Source organism: Thiomicrorhabdus chilensis DSM 12352 (assembly GCF_000483485.1).
In the GTDB taxonomy this organism is placed as follows: Bacteria; Pseudomonadota; Gammaproteobacteria; order Thiomicrospirales; family Thiomicrospiraceae; genus Thiomicrorhabdus; species Thiomicrorhabdus chilensis.
The window spans coordinates 19,825-43,195 of the sequence record NZ_KI519609.1; the positions used below are offsets into that span (position 1 = coordinate 19,825).

Sequence of the window (23,371 nt, forward strand, 5' to 3'; positions counted from 1 at the left end):
ATGTGGCTTTCAGACACTTCGGTTAAACGTCCGATCCTGGCGACTGTCGCCTCCTTGCTGTTACTTGCGTTTGGCTTGATGGCCTTTGACCGCATGAGCCTGCGCGAATACCCGAATGTGGACGCCCCCATTGTCACCATCGACACCGAATACCTAGGCGCTTCGGCCGCCGTGGTCGAATCACGTATCACCAAACTGATCGAAAACCGTATTTCCGGCATTGCGGGCATCCTCTATATCGAATCGACCTCCAGCGACGGCCGTTCACGCATTTCGGTGGAATTTTCCATTGAACGGGACATTGACGCCGCCGCCAACGACATCCGCGACCGCGTCTCGCGCGTGGCCGACAACCTGCCGGAACAGGCCACGCCACCGGAAGTGGAGAAAGTGGACGGCGACGACAGCCCAATCATGTGGTTCAACCTCAACAGCGACCAGATGAGTGTCACCGAGCTGACCGACTACGCGGAACGCTATCTGGTAGACCGCTTTTCCACCATTGACGGTGTGGCGCGGGTACGCATCGGAGGCGGCCAGTCGTATGCCTTACGTATCTGGCTCAATCCGAGCCAAATGGCGCTCCACGGCATCAGCGCTCAGGACATTGAACGCCAACTGCGTGCCTCCAATATCGAACTGCCAGTCGGCTCGGTACAGGGTGAACACATTCTTTTCAGCATGCAGGCCGACAAACCCCTGCAGAGCGTCGCCGACTTTGAAAACCTGGTGATCAAGCAAGGGGACCAGATTGGTCAGGTGACACTTGGCGAGGTGGCGGAGGTACGTCTGGGCGCGATTGAACGCCGCCGCTCTTTCCGCGGTAACGGCCAACCGATGGTGGGCATCGGCATCGTCAAGCAGTCCAACGCCAATACGCTAAGCGTGGCCAACCTGGCGCGCGAACGCCGCGAACAGGTCAACAAGACCTTGCCCGAAGGCCTCTATCTGGCTGAGAGTTACGACTCCTCGGTGTTTGTGGAGCAAGCGGTCAATGAAGTCTATAAAACCTTGTTCATCGCTTTGTCCCTGGTAGGCCTGGTGATGCTGGCTTTCCTCAAAAACTGGCGTGCCGCGCTGGTGCCGATCGTCACCTTACCGGTCTCGCTCATCGCCACCTTTGGTGTTCTCTGGGCCTTGGGCTTTTCCATTAACCTGCTCACTTTGTTAGCACTGGTGCTGGCCATCGGTCTGGTGGTGGACGATGCGATTGTGGTGCTGGAAAACACCCAGCGCCACCTTGATATGGGGTACGCCCCCAACGCCTCCGCGTATCTGGGCACGCGTCAGGTCGGCTTTGCGGTCATCGCCACCACCATGACCCTGATTGCGGTGTTTCTCCCCATCGCCTTTCTGGAGGGTCAGATCGGCCGGCTGTTTTCCGAATTTGCGATCACCCTTGCCGTGGCGGTCATTTTCTCCAGCTGGGTGGCGCTGACGCTCTCGCCGGCTTTGGCCTCCAAAATCCTCAAGCCGGTTCGCGCGCCGCGTCTTCGTGCCTCCAAATCCACTGAAACCGACCCTGACGATTCAGCCAAAGCTCGCCAGGCACCCAACCACCGCTTTAAAAAACTGCTGGTCAAAAATCTGCGCCACCCGTGGCTGATTGGTCTGACGTTTATTGGCATTGTCGGTGCCGCCGTACACTACGCCCAACAAGTCCCGCAGGAATATGTGCCCAAGGAAGACCGCGGCGCCTTTTTTGTGATGATCAAAGGGCCCGAAGGCGCCACCTTTGAATACATGCAGAGCTATATGGACGAGATTGAAACTCGCCTGATGCCACTGGTGGAAAACGGCGAAGCCAAACGCCTGCTGATCCGCACGCCGCGATCATTCGGCAACAGTGAAATCTTCAACAGCGGTTTTGTCATCGTAGTGCTCGAAGACTGGTCGCAACGCCGCAACGCTTATGCCATCATGGACGAGGTACGCAAACAACTCTCCGATCTCACTGGCGTCAAAGCCGTGCCGGTAATGCGCAACCCGATAGGCGGCCGCATTCAGAAACCGGTGCAGTTCGTGATCGGTGGGCCAAGCTATGAACAGCTTGAGACATGGCAGGCGCAGATGGACAAGGCGATCAACGAAAACAATCCCGGCCTGACCGGACTGGACTGGGATTACGAGCCGAACAAACCACAGCTGAGTCTGACGGTGGACTACGCCAAAGCCAAGGCCCTTGGGGTATCACACGAAAACCTGACCGAAACCCTGCAGATCCTGCTCGGCAGTAAACGCGTCACCACCTATGAATACGAAGGTGAAGAGTATGATGTGATGATTAAGGCCGATCACAAGTGGTTCCGTTCACCCCAGGATTTGGAACACATTTATTTGCGCTCCGAAACCAGCGGACAAATGATTCCTCTGGCGGACATCACCGAGGTGACGACTTCTGGCGTCGCCTCCAGTCTCAACCGTTACAACCGGGTACGCTCCATGACGCTGTCGGCACAGCTCGACGATACCCTATCGCTGGGTGAGGCACTGAATTATCTTAACCAGCTGACCCGCAGCACTCTGCCAGCGGAGGCGGTCATTGACTATAAAGGCCAATCGCGCGACTTCCAAAACGCCTCCAGTTCCTTTATTTTTGTGTTTCTGTTTGGTGTGGTGGTGATCTTTCTGGTTCTGGGCGCACAGTTCGAGAGTTTTGTGCATCCGCTGGTGATTCTGTTCACCGTGCCTCTGGCGCTGGCAGGTGGTCTTTTTTCACTGCTGGCCTATAATATGTCGCTCAATATCTACAGCCAGATTGCACTGGTATTGCTGCTCGGCCTGGCCACCAAAAACGGCATACTGATTGTGGAGTTCACTAACCAACTTCGCGACCGCGGACTGCCGCTTTACCGCGCTCTCGTCAGCGCGACCCAGCTTCGCCTGCGACCGATTGTGATGACGGCGGTCACCACCATTGCCGGAACCATTCCGCTGATTTTCTCCAGCGGTGCCGGGGCGGAAACACGTTATATTCTCGGCGTGATACTCTTTTGGGGCGTGGCGTTTTCAACGCTGTTGAGCCTGTTTGTGATTCCGGCCGTCTATGCTCTGCTGGCCAAACACACCGGCTCACCTTTGACGGACACACGCAAATTGGAAGCCGCTCTTAAACAGCCTCCCACCAAATCGTAACGGCTTGGCATACGCGCAAGACTCACCAAACGAGTCCATTGAACATTTACATTGACCCGTCCAGCCACTATGATGCTAAGCATGGTGGCAACATCCAAATGCAGTCAGCAAACGAGCCTCGGCAGACAAAATCAAAATAAATAACCGCCACCTCAAAACATGGACAGCAAACACATGATCACAGTACTCGGTGCTTCCGGCAGCCTGGATAAAAACAAGGAGTGTATCTCCTTTCTAGTCAATCAAACCATTCTGATTGATGCCGGCAACGTGATGCGAGCACTTGGCCAGGACAGCCTGAAGATTGAACATGTTTTTTTGACCCATGCCCATTTTGATCATATAACCGACCTGCCTTTTCTGATTGAAACCCATTTCGAAAAACGCCAAAAAACCCTTAAAATCTATGGCCTGAAAGCCACCTTGGAAGTGCTCGAAGCACACTTGTTCAACGGTGTCATCTGGCCCCGTTTTCAAGAGATCGACCACCCAAAGCTAGGGCACCCTATGCTGGAATTTGTGGAAATCGAATGCGGTCACACTCTGCAAATCGATGATATTGAAATCACGCCGATCAGCGCCAACCACAGCATTGAAGCCTGCGGTTTCATCGTCAAACAAGACAACCAGGGAGTCTTGATTTCGGGCGATACCTTCGACAACCCGCAATTGATCGATCACCTCAATCAGGATTCCGAAATTCAAACCCTATTGATCGACGTCTCCTTTCCGTCCTCCATGGACAAGTTGGCGCAACAGAGCAAACACTTAACGCCGACCCGTTTGATGGGCATGCTTGAGCAACTGAAACACCCGGTCAGAGTCTACCCCTATCACCTTAAACCGGCTTATGAAACCGAGATTCTGGCGGAGCTGTCTGGATCGGATTTTGCACCCTGGATCAGCAAAGTACTTGAGGCCGGGGAGCAACTGGGCGCACAAACCTCGGTTCTGTCCATGGAACAAATGACTTCGGCGCCGGACTATTCCAGTGAAGAAAAACTGGCTTCTTTGCTCAAAATCGCCCAAGCCTTGTCGGCGGAAACCCATCTTGAAAATCTGCTGGAAATGATACTGGAACAAGCTATGGATTTTTCCAATGCGGATGCCGGCACACTCTATCAGCTTTCGCCGAATCGCCAGGAACTGACCTTTACGGTGGTGCAGAACAGAAGCCTGAACATCAAGATGGGAGGCACCCAAACACCCATTCTTTGGGACAACCTTCCTCTCTACCTGGAGAATGGCGAACCCAATCTGAAAATGGTCGCCGCCCTTTGTGCACTCGACAAACAGGTCATCAACATCCCGGATGTCTATGCGGCCGATGCGTTCGACTTTTCAGGTACACGCAAATTTGATGAAAAAACCGGCTATCGCTCGGTTTCCATGCTGGTCATTCCGCTATTGGATCGTAATCAGGAATTGCTTGGTATCCTGCAACTCATCAATAAGCAGGACCCGGTGGGCCAGGCCATCGCTTTCAGCGCGCAAGACCAGCAAAGCGCTTTGGCGCTGGCCTCGCAGGCGGCGATTTCACTTAACAACGCCTTGTTGATCCAGCAACTGGAAGAGTTATTTGAATCGGTCCTCTCCACGATTTCCAAGGCGCTGGATGAAAAGTGTTCCTTTTCGGGCGCACATGTACGCCAGGTGGCCGAGCTGTCAGAGTTGATTGCCAACGGCATTGACCAGGATCAGAGCGTTTATCAGGATGTCCACTACTCCGCGGAAGAACTGCATACCATCAAGGTCGCGGCGCTTCTGCACGATGTTGGCAAGATCACCACGCCTGAATTCATCATGCAAAAGGCCACCAAGCTCGAACGCGTGACCGACCGGATTGAGACCATTGGAGAACGCATCGAGATACTCAAACGCGATGCCGAAATCCGCTTTTTGAAGGCTCAGCTGTCTGCCTCGAAAAGCGAAGGGGACACATTTGAAGCCTTGCAAAAAACCTATCAGGATGAGATCGTCGCACTCGATGAAATCTATGACTTCCTCAAACAGAGTAATACCGGAAACGACTATTTGAGCGACGCTGAAATCGCCGGAATTGAGGAATTGGCCAAGCGGACTTATCAAAAAAACGGTGAAACCGTACCCTTTTTAACGCCTGATGAAGTCCTTAACCTGTGTATTCGTGCAGGCACCCTTAACCAATCCGAACGCGCCAAAATCATGGATCATGCACGCGTATCCTTGGAAATATTGCAAAGCCTGCCGTTTCCGCGCAAGTACAATCGCATCGTCGACATCGCTGCCAACCATCACGAAAAGCTCGACGGTTCGGGCTATCCGCGCGGCCTTAAAGCCGATCAACTGGCCTTGGAAGACCGTATTTTGATTTTGGCGGATCTCTATGAGGCGCTCTCTTCACAGGACAGACCCTACAAAGAACCGCACCCGCTCTCCAAAATCACTCAAATCCTCTCTTCCATGGCGAATGACGGCTTGATCGATAAAACGCTGGTTAAATTCTTTTTTGAAAGCGGCCTGTATAAACAGTTCAATAAACGTTTAAAATCCAGCCAAATCGATGAAATCAAGCTCACCATCAATTGAAACATGCCGTCGGCATGGACAATTCAATTGACAAGCCACTCTCAAAATCGCTATGCTGGAAGCTCATCGTAATAACAGACGGTTGTGTGTGGACGTTCAATGAACTTATACAAACGCGCTTTACTCATATTTCTAGCATTATCGCTCATTATTCGGCCCGTCTTTGCCGAAGGTCTGATGCTGCACAGCGCGCCCAACATGCAGACCGATTCGTTGCCGCACACTTCCAACCATAGCCAAATAAGCAGCAGCCAGGTTATGGACGTCAGTCTGGCCATGCAACACGCTCTGCACCATCCCGACAAGACGGCACCCATGAACATGGATATGGATATGGATTGTTGTGACCACCAAACCGGTAGCTGCTCTGATTGCAGCGATGGCAGTTGTGTGGTCATTTCGGCCGCACCTCTGATCGCCAACGCACAATCCACCACCTTGATTGTTAACCCCATTTCACACATCCAAGCCAGCGCGGTCGTAGCCGTGTTCAAACGTGCCATTCCGCCCGAATTGCGTCCCCCCTCCGCTTAACTCTTAGTTTCTGATACAGATCCCACATGCACCGCCCTGAATGCGGTGCCTGATTGTTTTTAGAATTTAGGAGTTTCACAATGAAAACTTTAACACCCTCTGTCAACGCGCCTGCGCGTGTGACCCGTCGTCGCTTTATCGAAGGCGCTGTCATCGGCTCGGCTATGGTCGGAGTCGGCTTCAAGCCATCTGAATTGCTGGCAAGCACTGCGCAAACCGTCAAACCGATGGCGCATCCCAACATCCTTACCGGCACCGAATTCCACCTGGAAATCGGCCGTGCGGTCGTCAACTTCACCGGCACACCGCAAATTGCCACCACGGTAAACGGCATGCTTCCGAGCCCGACGCTTGTGTGGCGCGAAGGCGACACGGTCACCCTGCATGTCACCAACACCTTGGATGAGGACAGCTCAATCCACTGGCACGGGATTATTCTCCCCTTTGAAATGGACGGCGTCCCCGGGCTCACCTTTGACGGCATCCAACCCGGTGAAACCTTTACCTACACCTTCACCGTCCAACAGCATGGCACCTACTGGTATCACAGCCATTCCGGCTTTCAGGAACAGACAGGCCTGTATGGCGCGATTGTGATTGTGCCCAAAGAAGCCGACCCTTACGACACCCAGCGGGACTATGTGATTCAGCTCTCCGACTGGACCGATGAAGACCCGAACGAGGTCTTTGCCAACCTCAAGAAAATGCCGGATTACTACAATTTCAAACAGCGTACCCTGGGCGACTTTTTCAGTGAAGTACAGGAAAAAGGCTTTAAACAGGCGTTTAATGACCGCAAGATGTGGAACGAAATGTCGATGATGGATCGCGATCTGTCAGACGTCACCGGCCATACCTACACCTTTTTGATGAACGGCTCCAATCCCGCAACCCATTGGCGTGGCCTGTTCAAAAAAGGCGAACGCGTACGCCTGCGTTTCATCAACAGTTCGGCCATGACCTTTTTCGACGTGCGCATACCCGGTTTAAAAATGACGGTAATCGCCTCGGACGGCAATTTGGTGCAATCGGTGGAAGTCGACGAGTTCCGCATCGGTGTTGCCGAAACCTATGATGTATTGGTAGAGCCCGAGGATGAACCGGCCTACTGCGTGTTTGCACAGGCACTGGATCGTTCCGGCTTTGCGGTAGGCAGCCTGACCACCGATGCCAAGCTCACCGCCGAGGTGCCTGAAATGGATCCACTGCCGATTCTAACCCACACCGATATGGCGATGGGTGGGCATCACAGCGGGCATGATATGTCGGGCATGGAGCATACACAGCACACCATGCCCGAATCCTCCGGGGAAATGGATCACAGCATGCATCAAAACATGGACCATTCACGCCATGCCATGCCCCAGAGCAATACAGAACCGCTTCACCAAATGGAAGCGGACATGGATCACTCCAAACATGCCATGCATCAGGAGATGAACCACGAGCAACCGCAATCGCACTCAAAACACGCTATGGAAGCTTTTTTCGACGCCAATCAGGTCGTCGCTGACTGGCCGGTTGAGCAAGCCGAGATTCAATGGGGACCTCAGACCAATATGCGTGCCGAAAATGCGCAGTACCGTCTCAGTGATCCCGGGGTGGGGCTCCGCAATAACGGACGCAAAGTGTTGACCTATGCCGACTTGCGCAATCTCCACTCAACCCGACACGATCCGCAACCGGATCGCGAAATCATCCTTAACCTCACCGGCAACATGGAGCGCTACCTATGGTCGATCGACGGCGTTCCTTATTCCAAAGCCGATCCGCTGCATTTTAAATACGGCGAACGCATCCGCATTACCTTCGTCAACCACACCATGATGAACCACCCCATGCATCTGCATGGTCTGTGGAGCGATCTGGAAACCGGCGACATGAATCACCTGCCGCGCAAGCACACTGTGATCGTACAGCCCGGTGCACGCATCAGTTACCGGGTCACGGTCGATGCCAAAGGCGTATGGGCGTATCACTGCCACATGCTGTTCCATATGGCCGGCATGTTCCGCAAAGTGATTGTGGCGTAATTCAAGGTAAGGAGAACACAATGAAAACACAAATATTATCCGTTTCAAAACGAGCAGGCCTGTCCATTTTGACCGCCATGTCGACTCTGACTTTATGCGTCCCAAGTGTGCAAGCGGGCATGATGGATGATCCGGTCATCAGCAAGTTCACCATGGACAAACTCGAAGTCAGCGACCAGGAAGACAACCCCGTTATCTGGGAGACCGACTTCTGGATCATGAAAGGGCTGCAGCGTCTGGTCATCAAATCGGAAGGCGAATCGGTCAACGGCGAAAGCGAAAGCCACAACCTGCTGCTTTACGGCCAGGGAATCGCCCCCTATTGGGATCTGCAATTGGGATTGGGCTACGACACCCATGAAGAGGATTCACACAACTGGGGCGTCATCGGACTGTCGGGCATGGCGCCCTACTTCTTTGAAACCGATGCCTATGCTCTGGTGGACGGCGATGGCACCCTGGGATTGCGCTTAAGCACGGAATACGAGGCGCTGATTACGCAACGATTGATTCTGTCTCCGGAAGCCGAACTCAAAGCCTATTCGGGGGAGATTCCAGAACTTAAGATCGGTTCCGGACTCTCGTCTTTAGGGATTGGCCTACGTCTGCGCTATGAATTCACGCGCAAATTCGCCCCCTATGTCGGAATCGAATGGCACCAAACCTTCGGCGATACTGCCGATTACCATGAAGAGGACCAAGAAACCTCCCTGGTGGCGGGTCTGCGTTTCTGGTTTTAATCCAGCCGGCTTTTCGGCTTCCTAAGGAACCTCTGATTGAATCAAATTGAGATTCTTAGGGGGCTGAAAAGCCAAGACCACAAGACTAAAATTCAGACCAGGATTCGTCATCACCCGAAGCGTTTTGAAGACTTGCGCCTTGAGTCCGTTCGCTGTGTTGCGACTTCACGCTGGATTCTGTCTTTTCAGCAGGACGCGAATTCTCGGCTTTTTGCTCTGTTTTTGCTGGCATGCCAGCCGATTCGATCGCCAAAGGGGTCTTAGACTGCAAGCGCGGATTGGATTCCGCCAAGGTCGCTTCCAAATCATCAATATAAGCCACCACTTCACGACTCAAACGCTCCAGCTCATCCAGACTCGCTGTCGCACTTTCCGTATCACCCAATTCCTTAAGCTGCAAAATCTTGCCGATATGGGCATGCATCGCCTGATGGGCCATTTCCAGCTTCTGATAACTCGGACTATCCGCATACTGCTTACCGGAGCCATAAATCCATTTGCCCAGTTCACAGGCGGTTGGATCTTGAGCTTGCTGAGGATCGATCCCCACCTCAAAGCCGTGAATGTACGCTCTGGCCTTGGCACGCCATTGGCGATGCGCCATACGGATGCGCACAAAATTGGCATCGGCTTCCAAAGCACTGGCATGGCCTTTTGGCTTAATTTTGAAGGTCTGCGCGTTTTGAGTCATGGCATGGGTCAAGCCTTCCAGCTGCTGAGCCATCTGGCTGGTCTGTTCGGCCGTGGCGGCGTTCTGTTGCACCGATGAATCGATCGAGGCAATCGCCAGATTCACCTGGCCGATGCCCTGACTTTGCTCCAGGCTGGAAGTGGAAATTTCATCGATAATGGACTGCACATTCTGGATGGACTGCTGAATCTCCTGAAGCGCCTCACCGGAGCTGTTGACGTAATCGGAACCCTGCTTAACCCGATTCAAGGTATCTTCAATCAAGCCACGAATCTCCTTGGCGGCTTCAGCCGATTTACCGGCCAAATTGCGCACCTCTCCGGCTACCACTGCAAAACCACGTCCATGATCACCGGCTCGTGCCGCTTCAACCGCCGCATTCAAAGCCAGCAAATTAGTCTGGAACGCAATCGAATCAATCAAACCGATGATGTCGCCGATCTTCTGGCTGGCCTCACTGATGGAATCCATCGATTCGATCGCCTGCTGCATCACAAGCACCCCATTTTCCGCTTTGCAAGCCGCATCATGCGTCTGTTGGGCGGCCTGCTGAGCATTTTCGGCACTGCTTTCAACCGCACTGGTCATCTGTTCCATGGAGGCCGACGTCTGCTCAATCGAGGCCGCCTGACTTTGAGAACTCTGACTCAGCCCGATGCTGGCACGACGCACCTCCTGGCTGTCTTCGTCTATGTACTGAGACACCTCCTGAACCCCGGCCAAAATATCGGAAATATTCTCCATACTGACATTCAATGCCTCTTTCACCACACCGAAATATCCGGGACAGGCCTGTTCAATATTGTGCTGAAAATCCCCCATCGACATCGCAATGGCCACTTCGGTGGACATATCCAGTGAACGCACAATCGCATCCAGAGTGATATTCAGCGCTTCCGCCACCGGACGCACCGTTTCATCGGCTTTTTCCAGGTCGATACGATAACTTAAATCGCCATTCAGCACACCCTGATGAACCGTTCTGACCTCATTCAACAATTGCGACTCCAGCGTCTTGTCGGTCCACTCCACGACCGTGCCGACGCGCACCCCGGCTCGGTTGCTGACCGGCACCAACTTCAAACCGAACACCAAGCCGCCCAATTCAATCTCCTTGAACTCGGTGGAGGTCAATTGTGCTACGGCTTGCTGTAAAGCCTCTGCCGCATCCTTTTGAGCTTGAAACTGGCTGATGGATTGGCCAACCACTTTTTCGACCTCAAATTCCGAAATATCCTGCTGAATCTTTACTTGACGTTTATTCAAAAACGCCTTCAGCTGGCGATTCACAAACGACACCTGATGATTGGCATCCAGCAACATCATATTGACCCACGCCTGATCGACCGCAAGCTTCAATCGCTTGGCCCGATCCTGAGCACTTTCCAAATCAGACTGGTAGGCTCCAACCGCCAAAGCGCTGGACTGAATAGCACCGTTAAGACGGCCAATACAATTAGGACGAACCCTCAAGTCCAATCGCTGCTTGCCGCCTGCAAACATACGCAAATAATGAATCGATTGATCGATACTCTTTTGTAAAAATCCGCCCATCATCCACGCGACCGCCACCATCAACACAGCCAACAACCCCAAAACTTCGCGCGACACTTGGAATACGGTATGGGTCAGCAACAGCGGCATCACGCCGACCACAAACATTAAAATCAGCATCTGTCCACGAGGGGTCAATTTGGACCAAAGGTTCCAGTCATGCCAGCATACACCCTGATAAATGTCGCCGTACTTGATCGAGGCTCTGCCCGAATTCAGGTCTTTATATGCCTGTTCAGCAGCCTTTTTCTCAGCAGAAGTCACCGCCTCACGAACCGATAGATAGCCGGTGTTCTGACCATTCTGATCGTAAACCGGCGTCACATTGGCGCGCACCCAATAAAAACTGCCGTCTTTGCGGCGGTTTTTAACGATCTGTGACCACGGCATGCCCTGTTGCAAAGTCATCCACATATCTTTGAAGACAGCTGAGGGCACATCCGGGTGCCGAACCAGATTATGCGGTTCACCTATCAACTCATCACGAGAAAACCCGCTGGCAATCTCAAAACTGTCGTTACACTCTAGAATTGTACCGTTCAGATCGGTTTTGGAAACCAGGGTCAATCCCTTTGGAATCTCGTATTCTTCAATGGTCACCGGGTGATTTTCGCGCATGGAACTCTCTCAAATTGATCTATTTTCAGGGTAAAAAACCCTTTGCATTTTAACGGTTAAAATGCAAACAAAAAAGCACCGGAGTAATTTATTTCAGGAAACCGTGTAAGGGTAGATGAGACTTCCCAAAAAAGGAAATAACCACTCTGATCGAGGGTCGGCCGAGAGGCCATTGAAAAGCAAGAACGGGACGTTTTAGTAACTAAAACTCACATTGAAATCGTAATGAAATTCGGGAAACGCACGCGGAGAAAGCAGAACGCCGTCTTCATCGGCATAAACTTGCATGCCCGGTTCAATGGTCAAACCGTCAAAAGACAACACAACATCGGACTGTGCCTCATTTTTTTCAGTGCCTTTCATTGGACAAGAACCCAATGCGTAAACCACCAACGGCAAAGATTTAATGTGTGCCGAATGCCGGATGTAACCGTTCACAATAATGCCACGCCAATCATTTCTGACCGCTGCAATCGCCATCTCATGATCCAACACTGCATACTGATCTGCGCCGGCATCCACACATAAAACCCGACCTTTACCCGGCTGCTTCAGCGTTTCGGAAAAAGCCGAGTCATTGCATTTAATCTTAAGCGTTTCAACACGCGCACCGACCGAACTGCATCCACCATAGGACTTGAAAACCGGGCTGACAACCTGGATGACATCCTGATATCGGTCGCAAATATCTGCTGTACCTAGCCTCATCGAATTCTCCTTTGCTAAAATTCAATCTGTTAAGAAAGTCCAAATCGCCAGCAGAAAACTGGCGAAATCTCAGAAAAGTAACCCTATTACCAAGCTTTGTAAGGCAAGAACTTACCATTCAAAGTAACCACCACTCTGTCACCGGCTGGATTTTCTTCTTTTTCGATATCCATGGAGAAATCAATGGCGCTCATAATCCCATCTCCAAACTTTTCATGGATAAGCTCTTTCATGGTCGGTCCGTAAACACCGACAATTTCATACAAACGATAAATCAGCGGATCGGTTGGCACCGCTTTTTCCCAAGACTTGTGCGGAAACGCCATCAAAGCCTCTTCCACTTCGGAACCCAGACCCAAAAATTCACACAACTTGGAAGCCGGGCCAGCATCCAGGTGATTCATTCCCATGCAGGCAGAGGTCGTATACACCTCACTCAATCCAGCAGCGCTGGCGATATCACACCAACCCACTTTCTTAGCCTGTTTTGCCAATACAATTACTTCAGTCATCTCAGTTTTCGTCATCATGGTTTTTCTCCAAATATAGTTAACATTCAACCGAGATATAGCATGCTCCATGCCATATATTTAACACATTGATTTTAAACGATTTACATAAAATAACAGCCCGAAAAGAACGACTTTGTCTCACATTGTTTATCAATGTTAACAATAATCTACATTTGTATTGATATATAGAGCAATCTATTAAGATAATAAATTAATAAAATTAATTAACATGTTGATTAATAATGAATTAATAATTTAGTGGCATGCTTCAAGCTAATGTTAGATCAGGTTTCGAATGTCGAAATTTTATTTTTTAAATTTAAGGAGAATCCCATGGCTGAAGCAGCTCACATTCCATCTTGTTTACGTCCCATTGATATGGACGGACTGAATAAACTTGGCGAAGCCGGAAAGGCCAACCCAAACGCGATTAAAACACTTAAATCCAAAACCGTATTGGAAGGTCAGTTTAAAAACTTCAACTACATCCGCGACCTTGACCCGATCGTGGTTGACGAGCCGCCAGGACTATTGGGGGAAGACACCGCTCCGAACCCATCTGAGATGGCACTTCTCTCTTTAGGATCCTGCCTGTCGGTAGGCGTTCAAGCGAACGCAACGGCTCGTGGCATTACTTTGACAAAGCTGGAAGTCAGCCTGGAAGGCGACATCAACATCACCGCCGTATGGGGAACGGGCGATATTGACCCGAACAAACCGCTGGGTGTGACCGATGTTCGCGCTTATTTTGAGATTGAAGCGCCTGGAACCTCTCAGGAAGACATTCAAGCGTTGGTTGACCATGCAATGAAATGGTCTCCTGTTGCCAACACTTACATGAATAAAGTCAACATGTCCGGTGAGTTGGTCGGCTAACCCAAACCAACAGGCCTGGTTATAAAACCAGGCATTTTCTTCTCAAAGGAGATGTTCTAATGATTAAGCAAATTGTAGAAAAAGACCTGAAACCCATGACGGTCGCCATCGATCACGGCACCTACACCACCGAGATTCTGGGTAAATTAGGCCAGGCCGGAGCCTTTCGTCACCACATTGCTTCGCAAAACAACGGTGAACTCAACCTGTTCGGAACCATCGCCGATATGGCCACGGTATCGGAAGAGTGCATGTCCACCGGTTTTATGATGTGGGCACAATCGGTCTGCACCTGGTATATCGAAAATTCAGAAAACCAGTGGTTAAAAACTGAGATCTTGCCCGATATGGTCGAAGGCAAGCTGTTTGGTGCTACCGCATTGTCCAACCCAATGAAGTATTTTGCCGGAATCGAAGAGCTGAAGCTCTCGGCGGTAGAGGTCGAAGACGGCTATATCATCAATGGAACCTTACCTTGGGTATCCAATTTATTAGAAAACTCTAGTAAGCATTTCTTTAGTTCCATTTTTACCATTCATAACAAAGAAGGCAAAGCGGATCGTGATGTCATGGCGCTGATTCCTTGTGATCTGGAAGGGCTCACCATGAAGCAAATGGTCGAATTTGTCGGCATGGAAGGCACCGGTACCTACGCGCTCATCTTTGACAATGCATTTCTACCAAAGAAATACCTATTAGCGGATCCGGTTGGGCCCTACCTGCAAAGAATCAAAGCCGGCTTCATCTTACTGCAAACAGGCATGGCCGCAGGTGTCATTCAAGGTTCAATCAATGAAATGAACAAAGCCAACCTGACCTTGTCTGACATCAATGAATTTCTGGATGACTCTCCTGAAGAGTTAGAGGAAGAATTGGAAGACGCCATTGAATTGATTCAAGCACTGTGCGAAGAACCCTATACGCAAGGTGCAGAGTACATAAAATCAGTTTTGGAGGCTCGCTTATTGGGCGCTGAAATCTGCAAACGTGCCGCAGATTCGGTGATGCAGCATTCCGGTGCAAAAGGTTACATCTTAGACGCGGTAGCACACAGAAAACAGCGTGAAGCCTATTTTGTGATTATCGTCACCCCTTCAATCAAACATTTACGAAAAGAGATAGACCGACTCGAAGCGGCCTAGGAGAGTATCATGAGTCAGCCATTTAAAAAATATATCTGCAAAACCTGCGGCTTAATCTATGACGAAGCACTGGGCGACGAAGATTCTGGTTTAGCACCCGGAACGCGCTTTGAAGATATCCCGGACGACTGGTATTGCCCGCTGTGCTTGGTCAGTAAATCCGATTTTGTATTGATCGACGAGACCAAAAAATCCGCTGGCGCAGAGCAGCCTAAACGCAAGGCGAGCACTCAGGCTGACATCTTGATCATTGGTTCAGGCTACGCCGGATGGCAAGCCGCGGAGGAAATACGCAAGGTTAATTCGGAAGCGGTCATCACCCTTTTGACCGCCGATGATGGTGCAGTCTATCCCAAGCCGGCCCTGTCCATGGCACTAAGCCAAAACCGCACACCCGATGACCTGCTGGAGGCCTCAGCCGCCGAAAAAGCGGCTGAATTGGACGTAGGTGTCAAAACCAAAACCAAAGTCATGTCCATCAACACCAAACGCAACAAGGTCATGACCACAACAGGCAGCTTCAGTTATAAAAACCTGATTTTGGCCACCGGCGCAAAAGCCATGACCCTCAAACCGGATGGCAATGCGGCGCATGAAATCATCACCATCAATGACCTGAACGCTTACAAAAAGTTCTATAAGCGTCTTCAAGACGTCAAGAAAGTCACCTTGATCGGCGGCGGTCTAATCGCCACAGAACTGGCGGAAGACCTGAGCAGTTTTGGCGTAGAGGTGGAGATGGTGATCAGAGGATCAAAGCTGATGAGTCAGATCATGCCCGAAGCGATTTCGCATAAGCTGACCGATAAACTGCATGACAAAAACATCAATCTTATCTTTAATTCTGAAATCACCAGCATGGACACTTCGGAAACGGGTTATGTCCTGAAAACCGATCAGGGAGAAACCCTGGAAACCGAATTAGTGGTGGCCGCCATAGGCATCTCGCCCAACCTGGAATTGGCCAAAAAGGCCAAGCTGGAAACCAATTTGGGCATCTGCATTAACGAGCACTGCCAAACCTCGGAACCCGGCATTTTTGCCATTGGAGACTGCGCCGAATGTGATGGTGTGATACAGGCTTATCTGGAACCTATCAGACGTCAGGCCAAGGCGCTTGCGTCTGCTCTCTATTCGGATTCTGCAAGCCTGTTTGAAGTGGTGCCTACCCTGATTAAAACCAAAACTCCGAGTCTACCAATCATGTTGAGCCCGCCATTGCATGCCACCCACGGTCAATGGGAAATCAGCACCAACGTCGGCGAAAATCAAAAACTGCTTTATATGGAAAACGACAAGGCCTCCGGGTTCGCTCTCAGCGGCGAACTGGTCAAGTCTGCCAATGACCTCTATAAAGAGATGTATGCCAGTTGAGCATTCAATTCTGCATCAAATATAAATATAAAAACGGGGCCTAAGCCCCGTTTTTATTGAATGTTTTCTTTAATAAATCGACACGAACAGGCCGGTTATCTAACAATTCAATTCAAACCACAGGCCTAAATAAAAACCGATTGGTAAAGGCTTCCAACGACTTTAGAGACTTCAGAGACTTCAATCTATTTCCAACTTCTTTAATCGATAGCTAAACTGCCTTGGCGTCATGTTGAGCATCAACGCGGCCTGAGTCTTATTGCCGCGGGCTTGTTGAAGCGCCTGCAATAAACGACCGCTTTCATCCTCCGAAACACGCCAATAGGTTCGTTTATGTGATTCCGCCTGTCTGGGCAAATCATGCCATGACCCATTGCTGCCATCACCTTTATAACCAGACTCTATGGCTCCGCTAAAGGCACCTGAAACCGAACTGCCGTCTTTCCAGACCGCTCTCTCCTCAGTGGGCTGCACACTCTGAGTATGCGTGTTAATAATACCGCTTTCTTCCTGAATGATCTTTTGCATCAAGCCATAGGTGATGAAACGGCTCTCGTCGGCCATCAGCACCGCCCTTTTCACGACATTTTCCAATTGACGTATGTTTCCAGGCCAGTCATAAGACTCTAAAAAATTCATGGCGTCACGGTCAAAAATCGCACTGGTATGGTATTCCTGATTAGCTAAATTCAGGAAATGCCTTGCCAGCAGGCGAATATCTCCTCCTCGCTCCCTAAGTGGGGGCAATTCAATGGGAAAGACATTCAAACGGTAGAACAAATCCAAGCGGAATTTGCTGTTATTGACCGCCTCATGCAGATCCTTATGAGAAGCCACCACAATACGCGTATCGATAGGAATAGGCTTGGTGGCCCCAACCCGGGTAATGGAATTTTCTTCCAAAACCCGCAGTAGCTTGGCCTGCAAACCAAAATCCAGATCCCCAATCTCATCCAAGAACAAGGTGCCTTGATGAGCCAGTTCGATCTTGCCCTTTTTAACCTGAGTTGCGCCGGTAAAGGCCCCTTTCTCATGGCCGAATAACTCCGATTCCAGAAGCTCACTGGGAATCGCAGCGCAGTTGATTGCCACAAAAGGCCCGTCCTGACGTTTTGAAGACAGGTGCAACATCCTTGAAAATCGCTCTTTACCGGTTCCCGACTCACCTTTAAGGAGGACCGTGACCGTTGCATTGGCCGCTTTTGTCAGTTTATTCAAGGCAGCCATCAAGGCTTTACTTTCGCCAATGATACCGTACTGGCTTCCTTGAGAAAGCGCCAGGGATTTAAGCTGCTCATTCTCCTCCTTAAGAATCTGGGTCTGGGTCTCCAATAAAGTATTCACCGCTAATATTTCACTGATGAAGACCGAAATAAGCTTCAACACACTGAGATCCCTATCTAAAGACCGGGAGCGGTTGCTGAGTCGGTTCACGGCAAACACGCCAATCGGCACACCGCTTCTGAAAATAGGCGTGGCAATGAATGCAACCGGTTCTTGAGGCAAGGTGGAGCGATCCACCGTGCGACAGAGGTAATCGTCTTCACTGTCAATGTCTGGAATAATCACCGGCGTAGCCGCTTTCATGACCTTACCGGTGATGCCTTCGTTAATGGCAAATCGGCTTCTGGAAATCTCATCGGGTGTCAAACCGTAAGCATAAGCGGTATACAAAAATCCCGAGGCTTTTTCCTGCAAAAGCACGCGTCCCCTGTTCAACCCCATCTGCCTTGAAATCAAACTTAAAATGGCATGAATTGCTTTTTGCGGCTCAATGGCATTTTCAATCTGCGAGGCGGCTTCTTTGATTACCACATATTCAGAATGATTGGCGATGTCGATTTTTTCTTTCTTTGCCATAAGATTTCCTTAAAATGAGACCAAAGACGGTTTAAATGTAAACGTTTATGTCCAATGAATGGGAAGTAAAATCATGTCAATCTCATGCGCCCTGTATGATCAACTTGAAATTGCGGCCATGCGTAAACAAAAGGTACGCATCGTACTGGAAGGGAGCAATGCAGAAAGCACCGTCTATACGGGCCATATAAAAGACCTGTGTTGTGTCGATGGACAAGAATTTTTTGTTTCTTCAAAAAATGAAAAATGGCCATTGGAGACCATAGTTTCAATCGAAAACATTGAGTCACCCGATTAAAAGGTGACTCAACTGGGTTAATCACTCCATTTTCCAAGAGTAATACTTGATTAGTTTAGCGGCGATGGTGTCCAGCATATATCCGATCGCGCCAATGACCACTACGATCGCGGCAAGGGTATCGTAATCCAAGGTGTCTCTGGCATCATTGATGGCGTAACCTAATCCGGAGGTCACCCCCAAATATTCTGCAGGCACCAATACCACCCAGGCTACACCGACAGCCAATCGAATCCCGGCAAACACATCTTGTGCGATGGCCGGCATAATGACACGACGCAACATCTGGTAACCGTCCGCACCCAGATTGCGAGCAACCTGAAACCAGTTAGGGTCAATACGTTGCACACCGTGCGCCGTACCGAACACAATCGGCCAAACCGTTGCCATCACCAGCAGGAAGATAATCGCACCGTCCCAGGTTTCAAAAGCCAAAACGGCTATCGGCATCCAGGCAAGCGGACTGATCATACGCAGGAACTGGAACGGCATATTAGCCACCTGACGCACGAACACAAAATAACCGACCAGCACCCCAACCGGCACACCAATCACAATCCCCCAAAACAGACCATAAAGAATACGCTCAAGACTGGAGAGGATCGTATCCCATAAAAACGGGGTGCCAATCAACTCCCACAAGGCTGTTAACGCCGGCCCCGGTGCGAATGCCGCAAAAGCCTCAGTATCGGGGTTAGATTCAATAAGAATCCCCCCTACCCACCAGAAAAACAACAAAATACTCATACCCAAGGTGGCATTGGTAAATCCCTGCAACCAATCGGGCATCTTATTGTAAGTCGTTGCTAGCTGACCTAAATTAAATTTAGCGTTTGTCGTAACGGTACTCACAATTTAAACACCTCTTCACGAATTGTAGGATTGCTTGGATCAACGCCTCTAAGCTTTTCCCACGCTCCGTATTTATCCATTGCGTTTTTAACATAGTCGTAGTTCACCAGGTCTTTGGTCACAAAATCCGTATCCAAATTCTGCAAAAACGTCGTATCTCCAGTCACAAGGGTATCCTTCAACTGGTCCACAATAAACTTTGTGGCAGAAGGATAAGGGTAAGGGTTAAAGTCAATACGACCCACATCCCAATCATCGTGTTTAATCGCATCCGGACTCGCATAATTTGCGCTGTCGTAATCGGTCATGGCCTTAAGTACTACCTTTGCCTTCATCGGCAAATAACGCTTACCTTCACGAGAAAGCATCTTGGCGACTTCTTCTTTATTTTCCTGGGCATACATCGCACCACGTACAACCGCATTCATCACTTTTTGTGACCATTCAGAGCGGTTATCCACATCGTCATCATGCATACACACCACACAACATGGATGGTTTTTCCAGATATCCCCGGTGAAACGCAACATTTTCCCGCCCGCCAATACTTCACCGGCGGCATTAAACGGTTCGGCAACAATGTAGGCATCAATCTTTTTAGCGGCCAAGGCTGGCGGCATATCCGGCGGCGGCATAATCTGCAAGTTCACCTGGTTTGGCTTCAATGGCTCCATCTGATCTTGAATAACCGGCTCCAAACCGGCATTTTTCAAGGCCATTTGCAGCACGATATTGTGCATAGAATACCAGTATGGAACCGCAATCTGCTTGCCACCCAGTTCTTCAAAACTCTCAACTCCGGTATGCTTGCCAACGACTAAACCAGAGCCGTTGGTATGAGCCCAGCCGGTAATCTTGACAGGGAAGTTATTGTTGTATCGCATCCACACTGGAATCGGTTTCAAGAAATGCACCAAATTAAATTTATGTGCTGCAAAGCCTTCAATCAAAGGCGACCAGCCGCGAATCAAAGTAGGCTTTTCGGCGGTCAAACCTTCTTCCTCGAAAAAGCCCATGCCATGCGCTACCAATAGGGCGCTGGCATCGGTAATTGGCAAATAACCGATTCTCACCACCTCATCTGCCGGTGGCTTCATATTCGCAAACGCCTGCGAAGGCATGCTCATCGCCGCCGCCAAACCACCGGTTGCAGCTAAGCTGTCCAAAATAAACTCTCTACGGCCTTTTTGCGGATTAAACTTGTAATCCAGTCGGGCCATCTCATCATCACAATTACAATACTGACACATAATCTTTCTCCAATAAGGGTAAGGAAAACTTAAAAACTAAACTCTGCATTAAGAAGCCATCTGTTCCAACTCAGACTCTTTCGCCTGATCAATCTTTTCAAACTCCGAGAACAAATACTCTTTCAGCTCAATAAACGGCGCTTCGTTGCGATCTCGCGGATAAGGTAAATTAACATCCATGGAACCCACGATTCTGCCCGGGTTATGATTCATAATCACCACCTTGTCGGCCATGGCGACCGCCTCATCGATATCATGTGTCACCAACACCATGGTAATGCCATAATCGTGACAAATCTGTGCCACTTCGGTCTGTAACGCGGCTCTGGTAAAGGCATCCAGCGCCGAAAAGGGCTCATCCAACAGCAACACATCCGGCTCCGTTGCCAAAGAACGCGCTAACGCCACCCTTTGTTGTTGTCCGCCCGATAATTGCTGCACGTTCTTATCTTTGTGGTCTTTCAACCCCACCATATCCAGCAACTCTTCCACACGGTCTTTCTTATCTTTGTAGGTGCCAGAAAAAACCAAGCCTAAGGCGGCGTTTTCACGCACCGTCATCCACGGATAAAGCGAAGGTTTTTGAAACATCATGTTCCACTTTGCACTGGGTTTGGTGACCGTGTGTGCGTTGATGCGAACCGATCCCTCAGAGGGCATCAACAACCCGGCAATCATTTGCAAAAGTGTCGATTTACCACAGCCGCTTCGGCCAATCAGAGCCGTTAACTGCCCTTGTGGAATGGTTAAGTTAATGTTCTCCAAGGTTGGAGAGACCTGTTTTTTATTGTAAAAATGGAATAAATCCGTAATCCAAATGTTAGCTGATCCCATGATAGCTCCTAAAAATTGCATTCAGAATACCCATAACTCATATCAGGCCAATAAAACAAAAAACATAAATATCAATGGGTTAACTAAAAACAATGGCGCACACTTACACTTATGGCACCATAAAGCTACATTTATGCACTACTAATGGCGCGGTTTGGCAGTATTTGTTTACAATTGTCAACAAACTACGACAGCACCACTTTTCGTGCCCGATCCACAACCCCGTTTTTTCGGCACAATCCCGGAAAAGAGCCCACCAACATAAATTCATTTCCAGCCAATTGCAGACACTTTGTCTACAAAGTCCGACACAAATAATGCAAAGTTAATAATGAAAACTAATTAAATACATGCAATTAACTAAGTAAGTTGTTGTTTATTTGGTAATTGTAGATATTAGGCATCAGTCATGCCTAGTAATAATGGTATTTATTTAGGAGATGACCATGAGAAAACGTGTATTAACAAAAAGTATTGAAACCATTCTATTTGCCTCTACCTTAGGTCTGGGGCTGACAGGCGTGAGCAACAGCGCATCTGCCAATGAGTTTACAGACGCACTGACCGGTGGAAAACCCACTGTCGATGTTAGAGTACGCTATGAAGGCGTCGACCAAGACACCAAAGAAGACGCCTCTGCCTTTACTGTCAGAACTCGAATTGGCTATTTAACCGGAGACTATAAAGGGTTCAACGGGTTCGTTGAAATGTCCGATACATCGTCAATTGGCGACAGACAGGACTTTTACGTTCCCAAAGGGCCTGATGCGGGTGGTGACAGTGCTAAAGCCGTTGTGCTTGACCCATCCCTTACCACACTAAATCAGGCGTGGATTGGCTACAAGTATGGAGAAACTTCACTGAAAGCCGGTAGAATGCGCGTCATCATGGACAACCGTTTTCTAGGAAACGTGGGCTGGAGACAGAAAGAGCAAATTTACAGTGGTGCAAACGTAAACACCAAAGCCATTCCCAATACCGAACTGAGCTATGCCTACATCACCAACGTCAACAACCCAATCGGAGTTGATATTGAAATGGATAGCCATGCCGCACAAGCCGTTTTTAAAGGCATCCCGGGCGGAAAATTAACCGGTTACGGCTATTTCCTTGATTATGAAACCGGAACAGACAGCCAAACGATTGGGGTTAGATATGCCGGTAAAGCCAAGGTAAGCGACGCTTTTAACCTTATTTACCACCTTGAATACGCCTCTCAAGACGACTATGCCGACAGCGACAACATCGGCGGCGACTACACTCGTGGAGAACTCGGAGTGCAAGTAGGTAAAGCCACAGTATTAGTCGGTCAGGAAAAACTTGGAGGCAACGGCAGCCACGCTTTCCAAACGCCTCTGGGAACCGTTCACCTATTTAACGGTTGGGCAGACATGTTCATAGGCCCTGTTGGTGGAACACCTGCAAACGGACTGGTAGACAACTACATCAAAGCTTCCGGCAAAGCCTTTGGCATGAAACTCGCCGCTGCCTATCACGACTTCAGTTCAGACGTAGCCAACCAAAACTACGGAACGGAATATGATTTATTAGCGGCTAAAAAGTTCAATAAAACCTACACTGCAGGCATCAAATACGCCGCCTACACAGCAGACGACTACGCCAAAGATACCAGCAAACTGTGGATTTGGGGCGAAATGAAGTTCTAATCCAATCCAGCAACAATCCAAAAGCTCAGGCCCGTTTTTACGGGCTTTTTTTATTGATAACCATAACTCTCTACTAAACATACGTTCCAGAAAAAAACTACCCATAGAAAAAAACAAGATACGTT

17 protein-coding genes are annotated in these 23,371 nt (G+C 49.7%); 10 read left to right on the forward strand and 7 right to left on the reverse strand.

All coding sequences use genetic code 11. The annotated features are described in order from the left end of the window. From B076_RS0100100 to B076_RS0100120, 5 genes are all read left to right on the forward strand, one after another. Complete coding sequence (locus tag B076_RS0100100) at positions 1-3,135, forward strand: efflux RND transporter permease subunit (RefSeq protein WP_028485514.1); 3,135 nt, start codon at positions 1-3, stop codon at positions 3,133-3,135. Positions 3,136-3,309: 174 nt separating this feature from the next. After that, positions 3,310-5,703, forward strand: a complete 2,394-nt coding sequence (locus tag B076_RS0100105) for an HD domain-containing phosphohydrolase (protein WP_051347332.1) — start codon at positions 3,310-3,312, stop codon at positions 5,701-5,703. Between the two features lie 99 nt (positions 5,704-5,802). Then, the gene (locus B076_RS0100110; RefSeq protein ID WP_028485516.1) at positions 5,803-6,237 is read left to right on the forward strand and encodes a hypothetical protein; all 435 of its coding nucleotides are present in this window, start codon (positions 5,803-5,805) and stop codon (positions 6,235-6,237) included. A gap of 80 nt (positions 6,238-6,317) precedes the next feature. Further along, complete coding sequence (locus B076_RS0100115) at positions 6,318-8,270, forward strand: copper resistance system multicopper oxidase (RefSeq protein ID WP_038150235.1); 1,953 nt, start codon at positions 6,318-6,320, stop codon at positions 8,268-8,270. A gap of 20 nt (positions 8,271-8,290) precedes the next feature. Beyond that, positions 8,291-9,010: a copper resistance protein B gene (locus B076_RS0100120; protein ID WP_051347065.1), complete on the forward strand. Its 720-nt coding sequence runs from the start codon at positions 8,291-8,293 to the stop codon at positions 9,008-9,010. Between the two features lie 85 nt (positions 9,011-9,095). On the opposite strand, the gene B076_RS0100125 is transcribed toward B076_RS0100120, so the two are convergent. The 3 genes from B076_RS0100125 to cynS form a co-directional block, all read right to left on the reverse strand. Beyond that, complete coding sequence (locus B076_RS0100125) at positions 9,096-11,873, reverse strand: methyl-accepting chemotaxis protein (protein ID WP_028485519.1); 2,778 nt, start codon at positions 11,871-11,873, stop codon at positions 9,096-9,098. A gap of 195 nt (positions 11,874-12,068) precedes the next feature. Continuing rightward, the gene (gene rraA, locus B076_RS11580; protein ID WP_051347066.1) at positions 12,069-12,581 is read right to left on the reverse strand and encodes a ribonuclease E activity regulator RraA; all 513 of its coding nucleotides are present in this window, start codon (positions 12,579-12,581) and stop codon (positions 12,069-12,071) included. An 86-nt stretch (positions 12,582-12,667) separates the two neighbouring features. Continuing rightward, entirely contained in the window at positions 12,668-13,111 is a 444-nt protein-coding gene (gene cynS / locus B076_RS0100135; protein ID WP_028485520.1) for a cyanase, read from the reverse strand. Positions 13,112-13,426: 315 nt separating this feature from the next. On the opposite strand from cynS, the gene B076_RS0100140 reads away from it, so the two are divergent. From B076_RS0100140 to B076_RS0100150, 3 genes are read left to right on the forward strand one after another with little or no spacing between them, the layout of a single operon-like run. Next, positions 13,427-13,969, forward strand: a complete 543-nt coding sequence (locus B076_RS0100140; protein ID WP_028485521.1) for an OsmC family protein — start codon at positions 13,427-13,429, stop codon at positions 13,967-13,969. Between the two features lie 59 nt (positions 13,970-14,028). Continuing rightward, positions 14,029-15,111 (forward strand): acyl-CoA dehydrogenase family protein, encoded by a 1,083-nt coding sequence (locus B076_RS11585; RefSeq protein WP_038150237.1) that lies wholly within the window; start codon positions 14,029-14,031, stop codon positions 15,109-15,111. A gap of 9 nt (positions 15,112-15,120) precedes the next feature. Then, positions 15,121-16,485 (forward strand): FAD-dependent oxidoreductase, encoded by a 1,365-nt coding sequence (locus B076_RS0100150; protein WP_028485522.1) that lies wholly within the window; start codon positions 15,121-15,123, stop codon positions 16,483-16,485. 180 nt (positions 16,486-16,665) lie between these two features. On the opposite strand, the gene B076_RS0100155 is transcribed toward B076_RS0100150, so the two are convergent. Continuing rightward, entirely contained in the window at positions 16,666-18,345 is a 1,680-nt protein-coding gene (locus tag B076_RS0100155) for a sigma-54-dependent Fis family transcriptional regulator (protein WP_028485523.1), read from the reverse strand. 73 nt (positions 18,346-18,418) lie between these two features. Between B076_RS0100155 and B076_RS0100160 the strand changes: the two genes are divergently transcribed. After that, positions 18,419-18,643, forward strand: a complete 225-nt coding sequence (locus B076_RS0100160; RefSeq protein WP_038150239.1) for a Rho-binding antiterminator — start codon at positions 18,419-18,421, stop codon at positions 18,641-18,643. A gap of 21 nt (positions 18,644-18,664) precedes the next feature. Here the strand turns inward: B076_RS0100160 and B076_RS11590 are convergent, their stop codons facing one another. The 3 genes from B076_RS11590 to B076_RS0100175 are packed head-to-tail and all read right to left on the reverse strand — an operon-like array spanning position 18,665 to position 21,579. After that, positions 18,665-19,495 carry an ABC transporter permease gene (locus B076_RS11590; RefSeq protein WP_038150241.1) on the reverse strand — a complete coding sequence of 277 codons (831 nt, stop codon included), beginning with the start codon at positions 19,493-19,495 and terminating at the stop codon, positions 18,665-18,667. Continuing rightward, positions 19,492-20,745, reverse strand: coding sequence for an ABC transporter substrate-binding protein (locus tag B076_RS0100170; protein WP_028485525.1), 1,254 nt, complete (start codon positions 20,743-20,745; stop codon positions 19,492-19,494). The genes B076_RS11590 and B076_RS0100170 overlap by 4 nt, the downstream gene beginning before the upstream one ends. Positions 20,746-20,793: 48 nt before the next feature. Next, positions 20,794-21,579 (reverse strand): ABC transporter ATP-binding protein, encoded by a 786-nt coding sequence (locus B076_RS0100175; RefSeq protein WP_028485526.1) that lies wholly within the window; start codon positions 21,577-21,579, stop codon positions 20,794-20,796. Between the two features lie 446 nt (positions 21,580-22,025). Between B076_RS0100175 and B076_RS0100180 the strand changes: the two genes are divergently transcribed. Further along, a complete protein-coding gene (locus B076_RS0100180; RefSeq protein WP_028485527.1) occupies positions 22,026-23,246 on the forward strand; it encodes a hypothetical protein in 1,221 nt (406 codons plus the stop codon). Positions 23,247-23,371 lie beyond the last annotated feature (125 nt).